At 58.3% G+C, this 20,852-nt stretch carries 12 protein-coding genes and 1 pseudogene; 2 read left to right on the top strand and 11 right to left on the bottom strand.

Annotation, left to right across the window (positions count from 1 at the left end):
* Window positions 1-1,318 precede the first annotated feature (1,318 nt).
* Together LGN17_RS13925 and LGN17_RS13920 are read left to right on the top strand one after the other, a co-directional pair.
* On the top strand, window positions 1,319-1,999 hold the full coding sequence (locus LGN17_RS13925; RefSeq protein WP_226197324.1) for a response regulator transcription factor: 681 nt from the start codon (window positions 1,319-1,321) through the stop codon (window positions 1,997-1,999).
* Window positions 2,000-2,167: 168 nt separating this feature from the next.
* Complete coding sequence (locus LGN17_RS13920) at window positions 2,168-5,773, top strand: ATP-binding protein (protein ID WP_226197323.1); 3,606 nt, start codon at window positions 2,168-2,170, stop codon at window positions 5,771-5,773.
* A 148-nt stretch (window positions 5,774-5,921) separates the two neighbouring features.
* Here the strand turns inward: LGN17_RS13920 and LGN17_RS13915 are convergent, their stop codons facing one another.
* The 11 genes and pseudogenes from LGN17_RS13915 to LGN17_RS13865 form a co-directional block, all read right to left on the bottom strand.
* Window positions 5,922-7,211: a S8 family serine peptidase gene (locus LGN17_RS13915; RefSeq protein WP_226197322.1), complete on the bottom strand. Its 1,290-nt coding sequence runs from the start codon at window positions 7,209-7,211 to the stop codon at window positions 5,922-5,924.
* A 101-nt stretch (window positions 7,212-7,312) separates the two neighbouring features.
* Window positions 7,313-8,038, bottom strand: a complete 726-nt coding sequence (locus tag LGN17_RS13910; protein WP_226197321.1) for a response regulator transcription factor — start codon at window positions 8,036-8,038, stop codon at window positions 7,313-7,315.
* 429 nt (window positions 8,039-8,467) lie between these two features.
* Window positions 8,468-8,653, bottom strand: a complete 186-nt coding sequence (locus LGN17_RS13905) for a hypothetical protein (RefSeq protein ID WP_226197320.1) — start codon at window positions 8,651-8,653, stop codon at window positions 8,468-8,470.
* An 821-nt stretch (window positions 8,654-9,474) separates the two neighbouring features.
* Window positions 9,475-9,585: pseudogene (locus LGN17_RS13900) on the bottom strand (transcriptional regulator); the annotation flags it as partial.
* A 25-nt stretch (window positions 9,586-9,610) separates the two neighbouring features.
* Entirely contained in the window at window positions 9,611-12,973 is a 3,363-nt protein-coding gene (locus LGN17_RS13895; RefSeq protein WP_226197319.1) for an ATP-binding protein, read from the bottom strand.
* Complete coding sequence (locus LGN17_RS13890) at window positions 12,970-13,641, bottom strand: response regulator transcription factor (RefSeq protein ID WP_012339195.1); 672 nt, start codon at window positions 13,639-13,641, stop codon at window positions 12,970-12,972. The genes LGN17_RS13895 and LGN17_RS13890 overlap by 4 nt, the downstream gene beginning before the upstream one ends.
* A gap of 604 nt (window positions 13,642-14,245) precedes the next feature.
* The gene (locus LGN17_RS13885; RefSeq protein WP_226197318.1) at window positions 14,246-14,761 is read right to left on the bottom strand and encodes a CS1 type fimbrial major subunit; all 516 of its coding nucleotides are present in this window, start codon (window positions 14,759-14,761) and stop codon (window positions 14,246-14,248) included.
* Between the two features lie 275 nt (window positions 14,762-15,036).
* Window positions 15,037-15,813 (bottom strand): hypothetical protein, encoded by a 777-nt coding sequence (locus LGN17_RS13880; protein WP_226197317.1) that lies wholly within the window; start codon window positions 15,811-15,813, stop codon window positions 15,037-15,039.
* A 203-nt stretch (window positions 15,814-16,016) separates the two neighbouring features.
* Entirely contained in the window at window positions 16,017-17,354 is a 1,338-nt protein-coding gene (locus LGN17_RS13875; protein ID WP_226197316.1) for a hypothetical protein, read from the bottom strand.
* Complete coding sequence (locus LGN17_RS13870) at window positions 17,317-19,818, bottom strand: TcfC E-set like domain-containing protein (protein ID WP_226197315.1); 2,502 nt, start codon at window positions 19,816-19,818, stop codon at window positions 17,317-17,319. Before LGN17_RS13870 ends, LGN17_RS13875 begins: the two co-directional genes overlap by 38 nt.
* Before the next feature lie 472 nt (window positions 19,819-20,290).
* Window positions 20,291-20,848: a hypothetical protein gene (locus tag LGN17_RS13865; RefSeq protein WP_226197314.1), complete on the bottom strand. Its 558-nt coding sequence runs from the start codon at window positions 20,846-20,848 to the stop codon at window positions 20,291-20,293.
* Between the last annotated feature and the right edge of the window lie 4 nt (window positions 20,849-20,852).

Genomic DNA, 20,852 nt, shown 5'->3' with positions numbered 1-20,852 from the left:
CTGCACCGCGTAACGACAGAATCCCGCATCGGACCCTTGGGACTCCGAATCTCGATGTTTCGACGGTTGGCTGCCAATTAGGTGCGCGCTAGCGACATCACGTTCACGCCCATTAACGGGGGGCTAGCTGTTTCCAGCGACGATTCGCGACTTGGCAACAGAGGCATCGTCGAAGATCGATGCTCACGGACATGCAAGCCGATCTCTCTTTCCAAGCATTGCGCAACGTAAGCACCGAGGTTTGATGTCAGCTCCGAAGGGCGATATTCGGCATGCCAATTCAGCACATTCCGATCAACATCCAAAATATTTGAACATCAACCTTATTGCCATGATACGTTTAATTACACTCCCATCTTCTATAGCATTCTTTTTCTCGGCCACACTGCGACTGCACAAACACCGCAACTCAGGCGAGTGCAAAAGTAATCGACTACGTCGGGTCTATTACGATCGGCCAGCTATACGATTGGTATTACAAAACTCCCGAAAGCTGTGACGGCCAGTATCGGCCAGCTTTCCTGTGTAGCGGAGTAATGTTGCGAGCCATCCTCACAGCGATGTTCGGTCTGCTTGAGCGCTACGCATGCTCGGCGCTCACGCGTACTCGCTGTGCAGTCCAGCAACCCCAATGTTAGTGACCGAGTAACGAAACCGATGAACACGGCCCCATGCTGAAAAAAGTTCGCGCGGCGTCCGACCCGTGGCGTCCCGCCGGGCGGCCATCTGTGGTCCGCAAGATACCGGACCTCCCGGATTACATCGAACCGCTTCAATCCTGGGCGACTCCCGCGTCATGCACGACAGCAGCAATGAGAGATGCACTCAACAGCAGGAATTCCGACACTGTATACCCAAGCTTCCGCGCCGCCGACTCGACATGCTGGTAATCACCGGGACGCACCTCCACGATCACTGCCTTACTGTCCACCCAAGCACTTCTCACGGTTCCTCCTTGTATCAAGTCGTGTCGCTCTGCCGGCCATGCTTTTTTGACGACGGTTTGTCACGATCGGGGCCGGAATCCACCTCCTTCCCGACTTCTTGAATCTACTCGGCCTCATCCTCGATGCCATTGCCAACGTTACCCGGCAGCGAAACGCCCCAAAAAAGGGCTGTAACGATCAGCATTCTAAATACCGCTACGCTCACCAAAAACCCGCCAAAAATTGATTAATAGAATACAACAAACCAAATAAATCCCGATAAGACTATAAGGCAAAGCACCCATTTTAGGAATCGGCCAATGCTTATTTTTCGACCAACCATGTAAGCGCATTCTGGTTTTATTTTTTGATGAGCATAGGCGGTCTATCACTTGCTAGACTTTGACGAAATTAATTTGGGGGATTCTGAAATGGCTTGGCGCGTTGTGCTCGCAGACGACCATCCGATCATGTTGCTGGGCTGCCGTCTTCTGATTGAGCAGAATGGTATGGAGGTCGTGGGAGAGGCGCGCGACTCGAGCGAGTTGATGTCAATCCTGGCTCACGTCGCTTGCGATGTCGTCATCACGGATTTCTCGATGCCCAACACCGGACGCGCCGATGGACTCGCAATGCTGTCGACCCTTCGACGCGAGCATGACGCCTTACCCGTCATCGTGCTCACGAATATGGCGAATGCCGGTTTGTTGCGTGCAATGTTGAATGAAGGCGTACTTGGCATCGTGGAAAAGGGAGCGGAAAGAAGCGAACTGTTCGCGGCCGTTCGCACTGCGCTGCGAGGCGCGATCTACATCAGTGCCAGGCTGCAGCGCGAATTGACGAAGCTCGGGCTGACCGAGATGGAAAGCCAGCGGGCCGCGAATTTGACGCCCCGCGAGTTGGAAGTGCTGCGCCTTCTTGCCAGCGGCAAATCGCCGACGGAAGTCGGCCAGATACTGCATCGGACGATCAAGACCGTCAGCTGGGCCAAGACTTCGGCAAAGCGCAAGCTCGGCCTCAAAAGCGATGCCGAACTGTACGAGTATGTCGTCAATCTCGGGCTCAATGGCTGATGCCGCTTGCCTGGCCGCGCCGGCGGCAGGCCGTGGCAGACGGCCTCGGATCAGGCGTCGTGCCCACCAGAACGATTCGGTACACGCCGGACCCAACTGAAATATGCGCGCTGCATCGGCAGCAACATCGCAATCCAATCGCACGGTAAGGCAATTTTGAAGAACAGCTTGTGGCTCAGCTTGCGGTTGAGCATTGCCGTCGTCGTCGCAGTCCTGAGCGCTTGCCCGATCGAGTCCGTGACGGTCGAAAATGTCGGAGAATCGACACTTCGGTCGGCGGTGCCCTGGCCGAAGGAACCGGCGGTGCCGACGCAAATTCATGGCATGGTCGACCACTTGACGCTTACGCCGGACGAACGTAGCTGGCTGGCCTCGCTTCCCCCGATCAAACTCGGCATAGATCCGGAATGGGCGCCGATTGCCTACCTTGACGCGAGCGATCGCCCGAGCGGCATTGCTGCGGACTATCTGCAACATCTCTCGGCATCGCTCGGCATTCGCTTTGCTGTCGTGAAAACGAATTCGTGGGCGGAAACCTTGTCGCGCGCGCAGTCGGGTGAGCTGGATGCTACCGTACCGGTCAATACGCCAGTCATCCGTGACGGGGTCTTGCTCTATAGCGTGCCGTTCATCACTCTCCCGGACGTGATCGTCACTCGGCCTCACGCGTCGCCGCAAGGCATCGTCGATCTTGCCGGCCGCCGGGTAGCCGTGTCGGATCCCAGCGAGCTTCCCGCCGCGGTACGGCAACAGATACCCGACGCGGAAATCGTCGTGGCCGCGAGCGCCCATCAAGCAATGAGCGCAGTGGCGGAAGGACGCGCCGATGCCTATGTCGGAAATGCGGCGATCGTCGATTTCAACATCCGGAACTATTTCCCCGGCATTCTCAAGATCGCGTCGCCAGCCGATCTCGACAGCCGGTTGAGTATTGCCGTCAACCGCCGCTACGAACGACTGATTCCCCTGATCAACCGTGCGCTTGCCGCTATCCCAAAGGGGGAACAACAACGCATTCGAAGCCGATGGCTGTGGCCGCGATATTCAGCGGGCCTGCCATGGAAAACGTTCGAGCTTGTGTTGATCGGCACCTCGTTCGTATTGGCAACCATCACCACTGCATACGTCCGGCTGCGCCGCGAGGTTCGCCGGCGATTGGCAGTTGAACGTGAACTGGCCGATCAACTCAGCTTCCGCGAAGCGCTGATGGAGTCCCTTCCCTACCCATTGGTCGCGAAGGATAGCGCGAACCGATATATCGCACTCAATCACGCTTATGAGACTGCATTCTCGGTGAAGCGCGACGATTTGATCGGTAAAACGACGCTCGACGCGTCGCCGCTGGATCACCAATGGAAACGGCGCATCCACGCGATGAGCGAGCGAGTTCAGGATCAGCAACAACCTCATCACGCCGAGGTCAGCCTGATGGACAGCGACCAGAAGCAGCGGTCCTGGCTGTACTGGATGCATCCCTTTCAGTTGCCGAGCGGGAAGCCGGGCGGACTGCTGGTCACGTTGGTGGATGTCACCACCATTCGCGATGCAGAACAGCGTGCACGCGCACTGGACCAACGATTGAGGCGCGTGACCGCCCATCTTCCGGCAGTCGTCTTCGAATTGTGTCGCACTCCGGATGGCGTGCTCCGTTTTCCTTATGTCGGAGGCGATACCCACGCCATGTGGGATCTGGATGCGCAAACGATGGAAGGCGATGCGCTGACGGTGCTTTCACATGTGCATCCCGATGACCAGCCTCTCATCAAATCGGCCGTCAGGCATTCCGCGCTGACCATGAAGCGGGTTTCCGTCGACTTTCGCTGCCTTTCCCATGGAGGTGAGCGTTGGATTCACACTGAAGCGACGCCGCAAACCGAACATGACGGGACGATATTCTGGAGTGGCGTTTGGTCGGATGTCACTCACATCAAGGCGCAAGCCAGGGAACTGGCCCGTGCGAAAGAAGCAGCCGAATTGGCCGCGGCGTCAAAAGCGAGCTTTTTGGCGACCATGAGCCATGAGATACGCACGCCGATGAACGGGATCGTAGGGATGCTCGAGCTGTTGCGACACGAATCGTTGAGCATCAAGCAGCAGCGCATGCTTCACATGATCGGGGAATCCGCGATGACTTTGATGCAGATTCTCGACGATGTTCTGGACTTCTCGAAGATCGATGCAGGACAGTTGGAAATCGTGAACGAGCCGACCGACCTACGTGCGCTCCTGGACGGCGTCAGTGCTGTAACCGCGACACTCGCACATGACAAGGGCCTCATCGTTCGGAATTTCGTCAGTCATCGACTAGCCGCCGAACTCGAGATAGACGGCCTGCGTCTTCGCCAGATTCTATTTAATCTGATGAGCAATGCAATCAAGTTCACGGAAAGCGGCGAGGTCGGCATACGCGTCGAGATTATCGACTACCGCACCGCATGCCAGCGCGTTCGCTTCACGGTACACGACACGGGCATCGGCATCACCCCGGCACAACTGCAATGTCTGTTCGCGCCTTTTACACAGGCCGACACGTCGATCTCACGTCGCTTCGGCGGCACCGGCCTGGGGCTCACCATCTGCAAACGACTGGTCGAACTGATGCAGGGCTCCATTCGCATAGAAAGCACACCGCGTATCGGCACACACGCCATCGTCGAATTCGACCTGAACGTCCATCTCGTGGCTCGGTCCACGCCGGTCGCAGGCAAGCAGGCCAGTATCGATTTATACGACATAGCGCTCGCGGCCGCGCTGCGCGAACTCCTGGTGCCGCTCGGCGTCGTCGTGACCGCCGATATGTCGCAGGCAGACATACGCTTTGTGGACGAATGCCGGCTCTTCGAAATCCGCGATGACAGGCTCGTTATCGGCCTGACTGACGAACCCATCCCGACGGGATACGAGATCTCACCCAACGGCATGTGTCGGCTCAGCCATAATCCGTTGACATACGCCGCGGTCGAAGCATTGTGCCTTCATGCCACTGCCGCACCTCGCTTCGCAGAGATCGATACCCGTCTTCCATCCGTTGAATATCCGTCGTCGGGTATTCGAATCCTTGTCGTGGACGACCATCCAATCAATCGGCTCGTCATCGAGGCGCAACTCGGCCGGCTCGGCTATACCGCCATCGCAGTCTCAAACGGCACGGATGCACTGCACGCGCTGGACGATTCCGATATCGCGCTGGTGCTCAGCGATTGCGCGATGCCGGACATGGATGGTTACGACCTGGCGAGACGTATCCGCTCCCGGGAGCCCCGATCGCGGCGCATCCCCATTCTTGCGTTGACGGCCAACGCGTTGCCCGAGGAAGCGATTCGGTGCACCGAAGCCGGCATGGACGGCTTGCTCGTCAAACCCACGACGCTGACCATACTGCGCGACGAGCTTGCGCGCTGGATACCGTCGTCACCCGGTGCGACACGGACGGACACCACACTCCGGCCTGCTCCGCCCGCATCGCCTGAAGAAGGCACGCACTTGCCGATGTTGATCCGGGGATTTCTGGCCGAGACCGCGAAGGATATTGCTTTCCTTCAGGCCGCAGTACAAAGCGGCAACGCAGTGGCGGCGGCCGAGCATATCCACCGCATCGCTGGAGCCAGCAAATTATTCGGCTCGGACGTCCTGGCTGACGCTGGCGAGCGATTATCAGCGTGTCTTCAAGAGAATGGCCTAACGGGCCAAGAGGCAGCACTGGCGGCGTTTTTCGCACAAGTCGACCAGTTGACCACCAAGCTCGGTACGTTGATGGCCGCACAACGTGAATAGTATGGTCACACGGCCTGAAAAATCAGATCTTGGCTAGCGCCACTTCTAAAATGAGAGTCGCCCCTTCATTAGTGGGCCGGCTATTTCGCTCGACTGCAGCAGTCGATACGCCAGCCTGCTGCATCGAGAATGCCTCGTCCCGGCGAAATCACTCTGCACGCTCGTGTCTTCGACGCAATTGACAACCTGCAGTGCGGTTCAAAACGCTCGCGACCTCGCCGGGGGTCAACCAAGGGTTGGTCGTCAATATCAGCGATGCCAGGCCCGACACCTGGGGTGCCGCGAGGCTGGTGCCATGCATATAACCGGAGGATGCATCGGTCGGTACTCGCGTACCGGTATTCGAGAGAGTCAAGATGCTCGTCTCCTGCGAGCCCAGCGACATACGTGAGTGCGTATTGCTGCCGAGCACGCGGCGGCCGGTCTGCTCGTCTCCCATCACTGAAATCCCACCCCGACAACCCGGTGGTGCACCAATCTCGTTAGCGACATCATTGCCGGCGGCAGCAACAACGGTCACACCTTGCCCCACGGGATCGTCAATAGCATCGTGAGATGTCCGACTGCAGGCACCGACCGCTCCGACGCTCATCTTGACTCCCTTTTCAGGATCAGGATCCTCCAGCGCGCTAGTAACCGGCAACGCGGCCGCCCTTCCCATTCCGTCGACTACATAGCGCGTTCGCCCCCTGCCCGGTTCGTCCACGTCCACAGTTGGATCCCTTGCTACAGCATGATCTTGGGTACCGTTCACGCTCATAGTTGCGACTACGGCGCCGGTGACACATGTCCCGTGCCAACTGTTGCTCCAGACGGTTTGTCCAAATTCCCCCCATTCGTCCTGGTCGATCCAGTCGACAAGATCCAGAACATCCGAACTCCAGTCGCTACCATTGACGGAAAAAGCATCGGTCACGAAGTTGTATCCCGGAAGAGGATGGGACAGGAAGTTCGGGTGATGTGTCACATTGGTATTCAGTTCGGTAACCACGACGCCCGGCGGACCTTTCTTGGCACGCCGCGCCTTGTCAAACGACACGGACGCGTAGCGCCGATTGACGCGCTCGACCACTCGATCAAGCCGCTTGAGGCTACACATGTCCGGTGACATCGCGATGCCGTAGCGTTGCCTCCCACAGGACGATCGTCGCATCTTGACGACGTTCTCGTTGCCATAAGATGCAGCGGTGTGTGTTGACTGCGGCGTGCTCGATATGTGCTCGGCAAGGCACTGCCGATACCACGCATCGCCACCTTCGCCCGCCTTGGCTTTTCCCGTCGATTCGTCAGAGTGTGTTGTTTCAGAAATCGCATTGCCGCGGTTTTCCTCCCGCCCGCTGCTCCCCACTCCAGAATCGCCACCGCATGAGGAGAGCACTGCGGCTATCATAAAAAAAGCGAGGCGTGTGAGCGGAAATGGCTTACGATCTTCAATCACGTTGATCTCGAAAACTAACTTTAATAATTGATCTAACGATTATTTCTCCAAAAAATAGCGATCGTTATAAAATGATCGAATCGGATAAAAATAAAAGTATGCTAGCCTCGCCAAAGCATATCCCGTACGGCATCTATCAGATCGACATTAGTTTTCACGCCGAACTTCTTCATTGCACTTGCCTTTTGTGTACTAATAGTTTTCCTACTCCGACTGAGCTTTTCCGCTATTTCGCCGACTGCCATTCCACGCGAGAGAAGCCGCACCACATCAAGCTCGCGCGGTGACAAGAGATTGGTTCGCGACTTCCTGTCCCTACCTTGACCAGAATCGCACAGCATATCTCCTGCAATATCCGGATCCACATACCTTTTCCCGCGCATGACTTTATCAACGATCTTCGGCAGGGAAAGTGAATCGTCACTCGATTTCACAACGAACGCCGATACACCCTTTTTCAGTACGCGCTGGACGGACAGTCCATCCCTCAATTCGGCCAAAAGAATAATCTTCACGTTCGGATGGTTTCTGCGGATGGTTTCGAGCATTCGCATTCCGTCCGGCGCCGGATCGTCACCGAATGCATAATCGCAAATCAGCACATCACATTCGCAGCTGCTCAACAGCGTTGCCATGCCCGACAACGTATACGTCTCAGCGACGATTTGCATACTTTCCACACTTGAGAAAATGTGGCGCAGGCCCTGAACAATCATCGGATAGGAGTCTGCGACGACAATATTTATCTTACGTGCCGAGACAAAGTCATCTGAATTCATGCCGGGCGTAAACGAACTTGAATAGCTCTCTCGATCAATAAAACTCATCGATGGAAGTTCCAAACATGACTATCAAAAAACTGCCGCGAGGACACCTCCGACACGACAGAAGGTGTCAGGTCAAAGCGACAGTACGCAATCCCAAGCTGGAGATCGTGACGCAGACGTTCGCGCGAAATCCAATGCCTGAACGATAGCGCTCGACATCGCCATAAGGGACTAGAAAATTCTCATCGTCGGCGCGAAAAAAAAAGCACATTCGTCGCGCATCATTGCGAAGACCCCGGCGCGCGAAAGGCGTTTAGATGCGTTTGTGACCTATATGCCCAATTCGTCCGGTATGTGCATGTGGCTCACGCCGGCCGTTCTCAGAGCAGATCGCATGTCGCGCGCGATCACGCGTCATAGGGTGCCCACTTGCGGAACGGATTCCTGATCGCGTGAAGTTCGGCCGGGTCGTGAACGCGGCGCCCACTGTCAATACGGGATCAGGCGCGGATGGTTGATGGAGTCGAAGTACCACTCGCCCTGTTCCGACAGGGGCTCTCGACGGAGGGTGGAATCCCGCGTTGCTTCCCGCCAGTGCACGAATTCAGCGTCGGTCATGTCAAGCTCTTCGGCCAAGCCCTCCACCGATGCGCCATGCTCGACTTTCGATTGCACGTTCGTGCGCACTGCTCGCACCGAGCTGTACCTGCGACGGTTGTGAGACTTTGTCAGTGCCGTCGGAGCGGCAGCGTTGCGCGCGGGGTCACGATGCGATACCTCATGCCGTGTCACGGCCAGCGAATCCGAGCCCAGCCCCACCTCCACCTTTGCGTCATCAGCGGCCAATAGGCGCGCTTGTGCCGATTGCCGTGTCGACACACCGGAGATCGCGCCCCGGTAAACGGTCTCGGGAGATGGATGTGCCCTACCGTTTTCTAGCATATGTGTCGCAAGGCAGCATGATGTCGCGAACACAAGGCCAGCGGCAAGCGTCCGCCGCAACGAACGGGGCGCAGGACGCTGACGCTGCCATGCAGCGTTACCGGATCCGAATTCCGCCGCGGATGCTTTTGCTTGCTCACGCGAGATTCCGTGGGAGCACAAGTCGAAAACGCGTGGCCCGGGGCCGCCCCTTTTCTCGCCCGCGCTACGGCACCGACCGTACGGCGGCGGCACATCCGAAAAAGGGGGCATAAGCGGGAGTGCGAAACGACCGGTGATGTCCTGCATATCCGTATTGAGCGACGACTCTGCCGACATGTGACGCGTCGCCGCTCCGTCAATTTGAATGAAATGTCGAGTATCGCTGTTGATTCCGAACGCCGTAAATCAGCCAAGGACGAATCAGCGCAGTCCGGCGTCGGCCGATTCCCATCTGCACCCGACTTGCACCCGTAGAAGCGTACTCACGCGTAAGCACGAAATTCTCCGCCCCTAGCCGCGCCCCCGGAGCGATTCCACTTATCCCGCTGTCCGATTTTGCGCGGCCACCGCTCGATCTGGCGGAAGCGGGCACCGCTCGCAGGCTCGGCATCGCCGGCTTCGGCAAGCATCGCAAGCACGGTGGCCCGGATCTGGTCGGCGATGACGGCGGCTGGACGGCACAGGAATCTCGACCGCTGGCGTCCCCTTTCAGGAGCACTTTTTGGCTGGAGCATGCGGTGCCAGCCAAGACTCCACCGCATCGACAAACGACTGAAAATCTGCTTCCTCGACACACTTGGATTCCGTTATCGTCGCGGACCAATCTTCCAAGTGACTTACCAGTTCGCCCCTATCGAGAATCATCAGGGCGCCCTGGATCCGGTGCAATCGTTCCAGCACCTCGGACACCTGACCCGCCTGCACCATCAATCGGAGCTCTTCTTTGTCGGAAATCCACGATTCGATGAACAACGACAGAAGTCGGCTGACACCAGGTGGAGTCAGTGTCAGTTCCTGAACGTCGCCAGGTCCGAGCACGTTTGTCAGCACAAGAGAAAGGTCGCTCAAGGCCGACGGCTTTGTGATGAGCGCATCGAACGGAGTGTTTGCCACGCTTGCGAGTGTCGCATCGGCAGTACACAAAACGACCGGCCACGAGATCCCCGCTGCTCGCAAGTCGGACAACAGCTCCGCTCCGCCCTTGCCCGGCAAATTGGAATCGGTGACGACGAGATCGTAGATCCGGGACTGGCAACGTCGAATGCCATCCTCCGCGCTATAGACGACGTCTACATGTCCGATCCCGAGCATCCGCAATTGATCGCACATCAACTGCGCACTGACTCGGTCGTCCTCAACCACCAGAACGCTCGCATCACTCCACGCACCACCTGTGATCTCGCCGGGACCGTCCGTGCCCTCGCGGCTATCGTCGTCCGCTCCGGAAAGGACCATTTTGATCGCATCGAGAAGCAACTGACCACTGTAGGCGCTGATGATGACGGCACGGCCTGTGGAGATCGGAACAAGCGGCCCGTCCAGTCCGATCGTAATGCGACGGTCAGCGCCAGTCGTTTCAGGCGAATCGTCATGTTCGAGCCAGTCGCGCGCGTCGATGAAAACGGGCGATGCATGCGCTTCCTCCCGCCTGTCATCCTGACCACTCATGACGCGGGCGGCCGGATACCACGCGCTGAGCTGGGCCGCCAGTTGCGCACGCCAACTGGGAATATCGCAATTCACGACGAAATCGATGCCTTGGCCGGCATTGCCGTTGACTCGCGCCGCTGAATCGTGACGAAGCGGCAACACGACGGTGAAAATCGATCCGACACCAACCTCGCTTTCGGCGGTGATACTCCCCCCCATTCGTTCGGCGATTTTCTGGCAAAGAGACAGGCCGAGCCCGGTACCTGCTCGCGAACTTTTGGGCCCGGCCGAGCCCTGGACGTACGGCATAAAAATCTTTTCAATCTCGTCCTCGGGAATACCCCTACCGGAGTCAGCGACGCGGAGCCGAACCTGGCCGTCCTCGGTCGAGCCCAGTGAAACCGTGATCGCCCCGTGAGCTGTAAACTTGACGGCGTTGCCAATGAGATTGGTGACTATTTGCGTGAACCGGTACCCGTCGCAAATCCACGTGCCGCGTAGCGCCGGGTCGATCAGGCAGAGAAGCCGCACGCCGTTTTTCTGCGCGTCAACCGCAAACGTCCGGCTGGCCTGCTCGACGAGTTGATCAATGTGTTGTGGCTGTTCCTGTAGCAGGAACTCGCCTGCCTCGATTCTGGACAGATCAAGCACGCCATTGATCAGCGAAAGGAGTGAGCCAAACGAGTCCTGCGCGATCAATAACCGCGAGCGCTGCTCCTGAGTCAATCCCATCCGCGAAAGCAATTCAAGATTCCCTAATGCCCCGTGCAACGGCGTCCTGATTTCATGGCTCATCGTCGCCAAAAACATTCCCTTCTCATGACTTTCGGCCTGAGCACGCGCTCGAGACTCTCGCAGTCGCCGTTCGATTTCCTTTCGCTTCGCCAAATCGACCATCCCGATCACGAAAACGTCGTCTCCGCGATACTTTGCCTGCGCATAGGCAACCTCGAGATCAGGCTCCATCTCAAACCGGCTTACCACGCCGGAGCGCTCAGCACTTCCCGCGTGAAATCTAACCAGTGCGCCAGCACGTGCAAGTACGTTGTCGGGGCTGGAGTCCTTTTCCCCTTGGTTGGCAAAGGCCATCTGGAGGCTCTGCGCTTCCGCATTCTGCAACAGGATGGCACCGGTCCTCCTGGCCACGACGGTCAAGCTCACTGGCGCGACCTGGATGATGGACCGACTGAACGCCTCGCCCTCTAAAAGGCTATGCAGGCGCTCCCTGGATGGCCGGATCACCTCACGATTCATCCAGAACGCGCCGCCAATGACCAGACCGCACCCGCTCAGCGCAGCGAGTACAACAAGCAGCAGTTGCTGTCTTATTGCGCCCAGAAGGTCGCTCCAGGTATATGCATATACCGCAACCCACTGCGGGCCCGGGACGCGCTGAATAACGAAGAAGCTGCCCTCCCGCCAGATGCGTTGGGGCCGTCCGTTCGCCACCCGATATACCCACGGGTTTCTCGATAGAATTTCCGCCCAATGTGCCTCTTGCGGATTCGTTTCGTCGATACCCAATAGCCGCTGCACCGCGCACGAGACGACAAAAAAATGCGGATCGCCTTCGTTGTGCAGAAAATACTGATTGAATCGATTACATGGAATTGACAATGCGATCGTCGCCTTGCGTTGCTCACCGTCGTAGACGGATGTCGCAAAATACGTGGTCGTCATGTCGTTGAGTGGATCCTTGGATCCGGTCACCCACACAACCTTGCCCTGAACTCCGTTCAAGGCATCGCGCTGCATCTCCCCTTCCACAGCCTCCATGCGTTTGCCAATGAAGTCTTCCGCAGCCTGTTCAGTATTCAGGCGAGCAATCTGGTCCGGTGCGAGCGGCGGAATCGTAGCCAGAAATCGCTTATCTGGCGTATAGATGAAGCCCTCCGATAGCGGAGGCGAGCGGTCCTGATGGGAAAGCGAAAATGTCGACGCATATCTTGCAAGATCGATCAAATTTGACTGGCGACCTGCGTCCATGGGTGAAGTCAGCGTTGACACGACCGAGAATGCACGGGTTGCCGCAGAACCGGGCACTGTCTGAGCTAATTGGTTCGTTCTGGGCAACAGAACCTTCCGCGCCTGCGAGTCACCTGACTCCAGGTATTCCTTTGCAATCTGGTACGTCACTACCAACTGCCGAATGCGGGCCTCGCGCCTGTCGACTTCCTCCTTCAATGCCTCTCGATGCGCCGAAAATTGCTGCGCAAATTCCTCGTGCTGATGTGATATCAGGAGTTCGGTCACGCCTGCGGCGCATACAACGATAAGGCACGTCAGCGTGATGGTCGAAACAATTAGCAGACGCCTTGAAAACGTCAACCTGAGCGGGACGTAAGCTTGGGCCGCCGGCACGATCCCGTCGTCGGCTCCACCCGAAGCTTCTTGTGCGTTGCCGCGCGACTGGCCCATCATCCGAAATGTTCCGCGTAGATGCGGTAAAGGTCTGCTTCGGACCTCGCCCCCAGCTTGTGCATGGCCCTCATCTTCTGGTGGCTGATCGTCTTGATGCTGCGATTCGTATGCATGGCGATTTCCGTAACCGACATCCCGCGCCCCAGCATTCGGAATATTTCGAGCTCGCGCTCGCTAAGCGATTCGATCGAGGTCTGCGCCGCCTGTCCGACCTCAAGCAGGTCGACAGCCACGGCCGGATCAACGAACGTCTGCCCTGCATGCACTCGGCGCACGATTGCAGCCAAGCGTGCGAAATCTTGGCTCGATTTTCTCAGGAAGCCTGCAACGCCCGTATTCATGACGCGAGAGACGAGCAGCGCGATATCTTGATGTGCGGTCAGCACGACGATCGCAACATGTGGATGATTACGCCTTAGCCGCTTGAACAGTGCCACCCCATCCGGCTGCTGATCGCCGCTGAATGAATAGTCGCAGATCAGGACATCGCAAGGCTGCTGTTGCAACAAAAGCAGCAACTCCGAAATTGTCGATGCAACACCGACGACATTGATATCCATCTCGGCCGTCAGGATCGCGGCGACGCCGGTAGAAACTACCGGATGATCATCGGCCACTACGACATTGATGCGACGACGCGCGTTGCCACTATCAGTGGATGCATTCATCAACGTTTTCCTAAAAAACAGCTGTCTGTCCTTTCGGCGCCTAGTTACAACCCTCGTGCTCGCCCTAAGGCCGTCTGTCAATATTAATCGACTTTCTATTCGGATACCGACCGAGTCAAAATACTTGAATATATCTCTTCGAACGTCGCGCCTGTGACCATTGGTATTCACGTTTCCTATGGTAGCTTGCGGAGCGACGGCGTACCGCCATGTGACGGCATTCGCCAGTCAACCTTCTCGGTGTCTCGCCCTAATCATGGAATTTTTGCAATGCACAATAGGCGTGAGTCGCTTTCACGTAGGATACTTGGTCCCAATTTTTACGGAAGTTCGTTCCAGGTACTGAAATCCGACGCAATCCATTGATCGTCACAGCATGTCTGTGACCAATGCCCGAATCAGCGATCGAGGTTCTGCGTGGAGCTCAGTTTGACGCTCCGGAACGTGTCAGTGCATACACATAAGTCGGAAGCCAATCACGTTCGTCGTGGCCTAGGACACCTTGCTCGCCTATTGCAGCCTACCGAAGCGCTCGTTGACCGCGGTCGACATTGCACACGCACTCGCGACGATTGCCAAGGAAAGCTCTTCACCCGATTACTCCTTAGCTGATTTCAGTCTCAAACACCAGGGGCACTGTGCCCGTGTACTTACCCGCCACCGGGACGGCCTTGATTTTGTCGCTCGCCTCCCCGGGCATAATCACCAGCTCGATCGGCGTGCCGCTCTTCGCCTCCTCCTTCGTCGCAACCTCGACAGGATCAGTGCCGATGTCCATGCCGCCGACCTTGGCACCCACCTTGAAGTAGGCTTCCGTGTCGGCTTCGTGGACGAGGCGCGGCCCCGCGGCGTCTGCAAACTTGACCCGCACCTTGCCCACCCCGCTTTTCGCGGTCACCTTCAGCTTCAGAGACTCGAACTTTTTCTGGTCGTCGCCCCACTTGATCGGCTGCTGTTTGGTAAGGTCCCAACCATCCGCCTTGATCTCGATGCTGCTTGCCACCGGTACCTCAGCGGTCAGCTTGATCTCCAATTCCTGCAGCATCAGCGGCGCTGCGTGCGCGGCACCGGCGGTTGCGACCGCACCCAGCAGAAACACGCGGATGATAGATTGATGCATACATATTCCGAGAGTGATTAATAGGGCAGCACATCAGACTGGTGCTGCCAACCACATTTTCGGCACCGAGCCAGTCTGACCCAATCAGACAACTCTTACTTGTGCACTCCCGATTAAGAAAGGGGCACTCATCGGGGTGATCGGTGCCACGCCTCGTGGAGTGCACGGCGGTCGTCGACCAACTGCCCTATCTCTCTGAGTACACCGCTCGCAAGTGGGTGGGTCAGGTCACCGCGCCCTTGCCGGCAACGTTGCGGGGGCATGGAAGATCCCCTTTACGCCCCTGACGCGGCTTGTCCGGCCTCGACATGCATCCTCGTTCGCTTTTCACCTTCGCGCAGTTCGAACTCGCAACGCGAGCCGGCTTCGCACGGCAGCTCCTTCGTTTTCCCCGGGCGGATGTAGTACGCCGTCGGTTCACCGCATGCACCGTTCTTCTCCTTGCACACGCGATAGGCCTCGAGCGTCACCATCGAACTTCCCTTGTTCTCGACGATGCTCTTGCCTCCCTCCGCTTTGAACTCCGTTTGATAGTGCTCATCGCCCGGACGCACGATCACCATGGCCCCGTATCCAGTGAGGACGTTGATGCCCGCGGACAACGATTCCTTGTATTGCTCGATTTCATCGTTGCTCAGCACAAAGTCGTCTTTCGCCTTCGGCACGACAGGTACAAAGCGCACGCGATAGTAGCGCTCCGCGTCGCGCTTGCCGCGATAGAGCAGACGCACCGATTGGGCGCCCTCGGCCGGCACGATCAGGCGAGAGGGACTCGCGATCAGCCCTTGGCCGTCTCGTTGGGTCAGCAGCGCGGAGTCGAGCGGCACCTCTTCCTGCTTGCCGTCTTCGTTGAACACCACCTCGCTCACCTCGACCCGTACGAATGCAGTCGCATCCCCCTTATTCCGGATCCGCTTGAGGATCGATGACTGCTTTCCGCCCATGTACTCAAACATGGGGCCAATGTTGATCGACGGCGTGCCCGCACTGACCGAAAGCGAGCACATGGCCAGTAGGCCAGCAAACATACACTTCGCGAGATTGACTTTCATTCGATACTCCTTTTATCGGCACTGAATGCGATCTCGCCCGATGCTTCCAGGGCCCGTCTTTCGCTCATTGCGTGTGTGCCAGTTCAAAAATATGCAGCGATTGCGTGGACCGGCTGCATGTCAGAGATTCCATTTTCCGCACTCCAGGTTGCGGCGAATATCGGAATAATCTGAAAGCGGCGGCCGCGGCCCTGCTCGCCGCGTCAGTCGGCAATCGCATCAAATACAACAGAGGCCCTTCCCGTATAGGTCGTCCCCGGATGCTGGCCCATCTCTGAGACCCCCTCGCCATCAATGGCGACATGGGCCGTTGCCACGGCATTGTCCAGATACCGGTCGACATCGAGCGAGGCGGGTGCCCGCGTGGTCAGTGGAATCCGACTGAATGGCGCTTTACGGTCAGTGGTCGCGCCGACCACCGTCAACGAAAGGTCTACCGGTACGACCGAGCCATGGGGGTTGCGCATTACGCAGCGGCCTGCTGCGTCTTCACCGTCCTCGCACCGCAGGCTTACCCGCAGCGGCTCGCCCGTAGACAGTCCGTACATGACGTCACGCTCGATCCTGGTTAAGGGCTTGCCTTCGGCTATCCAGTTCAACCAGCCCTGAGCAGGGGCGAGCTTGACATCGTTACCCGCGCCCGAGTCCGTGATCATGAATTTGTGGCGCACCTTCAGGACGAACGCGACATCAACGCTCGATCGCGCCACGTGACCATGCGCGCCGAAGTCGAAATCCTTTCCCGGCCCAACCGTGAAGGTGTGCACCCCTTGGTAAGTGCCGTTGGGCAGCGATACGGGATCCGGCGTGACGAGCTCGTAGGCCACGGCAAGTGAACTTCCATCGAGGACGACCGCGCCTGCGGGAAGCGACTGGCGAGGGGTCTTGAAACAGCCCCCGCCGTCGCGAGGCAACCGCCAGCCGAACCGGTAGGCATTTGCCGTGGCCATAGGCTGGACGGAGAGCGCCGTACATCCTGCCGGCGGCTGTAGCCAACTGCCTCCATTCCAAAGGGCCGCATGTGCCGTTTCAGCGCTTCCTGCCGGCGTACCGGTCAGTTGGTACACATCCGGCCGGAGCGTGTATTGCCCGATCATGCCCGCGACCCGGAAGGTGACTGCAGTGACCCGGTTCGTGCGTTCGTCCCTGAGTTCGACGCGAATCGGATTAGCCGGCGCCCGAAGATATACGCCGTCCTGCCCATTCGCACCGCTATCGAGTGCACCGTAGCTCACATCGCCCACCGGCAGGTCGACAGTCGTCACCCCTGCACAGCCACCGGGATCGGCCGCACAAAAGCCTGCCGGCCTCGTGATATTGCGAAAACCGTTTTCGCCTTGGGTCTGCGCCCCAGGCAGGTATTCAGCCTCGATCGACACATCGGCGGCACACGCGACAGTTGCGCCAGCTAGCACCAAAACCGAACCGGCCAGCCATCGCATGAGCACGATGAGCGCTCGGGCGGTGGATGCGCGCGCGCCTCGATTGGCGCTTCCCTTCTGATTACCCCTGTTCATCACGGCTTTCCCCTGAATCGGCATTGGTCTGCTCCTGTTCACACTCCAACTCCCCGACAATCAGAGAGTCACCTTCCATTTGATGGTCCTGCGGCTTCAGGTGAAGCGTGCAGAGCGGCTTGCCTCCTTGCTCGACCTTTACGACCGGCTTGGCATGACTTACTTCGAGCGCAAAAAATCCGTCGGTCTCGGTGACCGACCGACCCGCGGGGCTGGACAGGTGAGCTGCCCGTACCGGCTTGCCCGAATGGTCGACCAGTCGACCTATCACCGTCATCGTTTTCATGACGTGTACCTTCTCGTACCCGACGCCGCCCTTGTTCAGGTGGTAATGGGTCGCGGCCGGCTGCAGCGTCGCCGCCGGAGCCTGCGATCGATCGAAGAAATACTGGAGTCGACCCGCGCGATAAGCCGAGACGGGAACCAGATTGCGACCCGGGCGCAGTTCAATGCTGCCCCCCGCGGTGTCCTGGGCACGCACCTTGACGTCCTCGAAATCGGATGCCAGGTCCACAATCACCGCGGACTCGCCGTTGAAGGCGTTGCCTTTGCCGGATACGGCAGCGGACTTGCCGTTCGTGCCAACGGTACTGGACAGGTTCATCCCGCCGGCAATGCCACCTTCCTTGGACGAGCGCTGGAGGAACGCATCGCCGCGAGCCACCGAATGTTCGAACTGCGTGGTGGCCCCCATGCTCAGGCCATACCGGTCGACGGTTCCGTTCGCCCCCACCGACTTGAAGAAGCCACCGTCGAGCTCCTGCCGTACGCCCAGCGACGCATAATGATCACGTTGGCCATCCGTGCCGCTTCGCGTTCCGAGGTTCACGTTGTAACTGCGTTTTTCCTTACCGAGCGCAATACTCAAGCCAAGATCGACGCCTCTGTTGCGAGTTCTCGCTAACGTCCCGGTGGGACGATCGAAGCCGGACACACGCCAGGTGAGATCGTTGCCGAACAACCTATGTCGATGCGAAACCGACAGGTCGACACCGAGGCCGCTCGTCGCGCCGCTGGCGTATGAAGCGCGCGACATGATGCTCGTTTGCGGCGTGAAGCGATGGCTCCACGTAATCGCCGAGTCCTGCACCTTGCCGCTGCGCACGGCCGAGCGCACATTCCGATGGCGCCGGTCGCTGCGTTGCCAGCGCTGGCTGTGGCTCAGCGATACGCTCCCGTCCCGGTACGGCATCAGGATCTGCACATCGCCGCCCACTCCGTGTTTCGACGAGTGGTACACATTCCAATAAGTTCGCGCACGATCCGTAAACTGCCAATCAAGCGACGCGCCGAATACGTTTGCGTCGGCCACATGCTGCGCCGACGCACCGAGCACGACCCGAGGGTGCGCGAGGTAGTTGATCGCGCCGCCCGCGGTGAACGCGTGCGAGCGATCCTCGCCGATCAGGTTGCGTTCCTGTCCAGCAAAAAATACGTACTTCCACCGTTGTGTGGGATCGCTCCAAGCCGTGGGTTTGTAGACGAGCTCGTTCTGCGTGGACGTAACCTGACCATCTTCAACGAGCCGGACCTCCACTTCGTAAATGCCGCTGGGTAGCGGGCGCGTATCGACAACCTGCAGCCCCGGTTGCACCGATTGACTGTGGATCAACGCGCCATTGCGGTAGATTTCCACCATGCCCTGGCGATTCGCGGTCACATAAACGGGATAGAGGCTCGGGCGCGCGCCTTCGACCTCGCGTGCCTCGGAGGTACCAAACATCACTCCGAGCGTCGTCGCCGCGCCTCCGCCTGGCATGCGGGGAGGCCGGATACCCGTTGCCAGGTCCGGCGTAAAGAAGCCTGCGCGCGCGAATTTTCCCTCGAATTCGCGCTGCGCGTACAGGCGGGGCACCGAGTATTCAATCTCGCTGGCTCGCCGCATGCCGCGATTCTGCGTCGCCTGCAATCCGGTCGTGATGGACCAGTTTCCCACGCTGCCGACGGCGTCGAACGAATACCGCCCGCCGATTTCACGACCTTGGCCACCCGTGAGATTCAGGTAGTTGTATGTAATCAGGCCGGTGCTTCCACTGGCCGGCAGCGGGTGATACTTCTTCTGCTCACCATCCTGTTCCGCACGGCGCGTCACGATGGATAAAACGGAGTCCTGTAGGTTGTAGTGAAGTGCGAGCACACCGTCGCAGTTGGTCTCGCAGGCGCCGAGCGCACGCGGCTCCCGGAGAAATTTTTCGATCAGCTCGCGATCGGCCTGTTCGACGTCGTTGCGCCGCTCATCCGAGAGCGCAACCAACTGGACCTTTCCATCGCGACTCAACGTGATCGTGCCCTCTCCTGCCGACTGGCCATCAAAATCGATGCGCACAACCAGCGGCGAATCGAACAGTTGCTCGAGAAAATCCGCCGGAAGCTGCTCCGCCTGCTCGAACAGGTCCGTTCCCGAGCCGGCAACCTCCGCACGCGCGAACGCGCCCTGTTGGCACAGCGCACCAATGGCAAGAAAAATTGCAACGTTGATCTTGCTCATTTTTGGCATAGCTGCTCCAACATTGGTTAAATTTCGTTAAATGGATAACCCGGCAGATGCGCGAGACAACCGAAACCGGACACGCCGTATTGGCGAAATGCGCCACAAAGCCGCGCGAGCAAAATCACCCAGCGGACGCGGAGATCTATCGGTATGGACGACCTGGAAGCACAACGCCGACGGGATGCGGTCGGTGTCGACAGATGAAATTATGAGAAATTGAATGGTCGAAACGAATCAGAGAATTCTGATTTAGGAGGCCGGGACATCGATGAAGCAGCTTGAGAAAGCGGCGGATTATTAAATAATGAAAAGCGTCGCCGGCTTGCTTGGACAGGCTAGCGCCATACTGGTATGCAATGGCCATTGAACCGGCGCCTGCAGAAAGACGGATAGGCCTCTATTAAAGAGGCCTATCCATCGTCGTGCGCTGGCAGCGAGGGCAGCATACGCACGCGCGGAACCCCCCCCCTTAAGACGCGACTTCAGTCTCGAAAATCGCAGTCATCGTGCCAGTGTAGGCACCGCTACGCGGGACGCCGTTCGGAGCGTGAAGGCTCAATCGGACACCTGCCCAGTTGCCTTTGGCGGCCGCCTCGGCCGTCAAAGCAAGCTGCCCCTCGCTGCGATTCATCATCCCCCAACCAATCCATCCCCCAGTCGCCTTGGTCACATTCGCTCGGACCTCGATAAAGTCGTCGCCATTATCGTGTAAGAGCACTCCGCGAGTGTCCTTCGACGGGGTTTTCCCCTGCAGAGGAGACCGGAGCTTAATACGAACCGGTCCATAGGTACTCTTTACGTCCCACTGAACCTCCACCAGTGTAGGCGTCTCCTCGCCGCCCCAGGCGTCTGGCGCGGTCAACTTTACGTTGGCGCCATCCCAGTCGCCCCTGTGCTTTACTTCAAAGACATCTTGCGTCGGAACTTCACCAGCGATCTGGACCTTGAGCTCGATCGGGTCCAGGTTCGCCGCATACGCGGACATCGCGCACGCACTGGCAGCAATTGCCAAAATCAGCTTCTTCACCCCA

Source organism: Burkholderia sp. AU30280, from assembly GCF_020420125.1.
Taxonomy (GTDB): Bacteria; Pseudomonadota; Gammaproteobacteria; order Burkholderiales; family Burkholderiaceae; genus Burkholderia.
The sequence above is the reverse complement of the archived record's forward strand: the minus strand, read 5'-3'. Positions and strand labels throughout refer to the sequence as shown.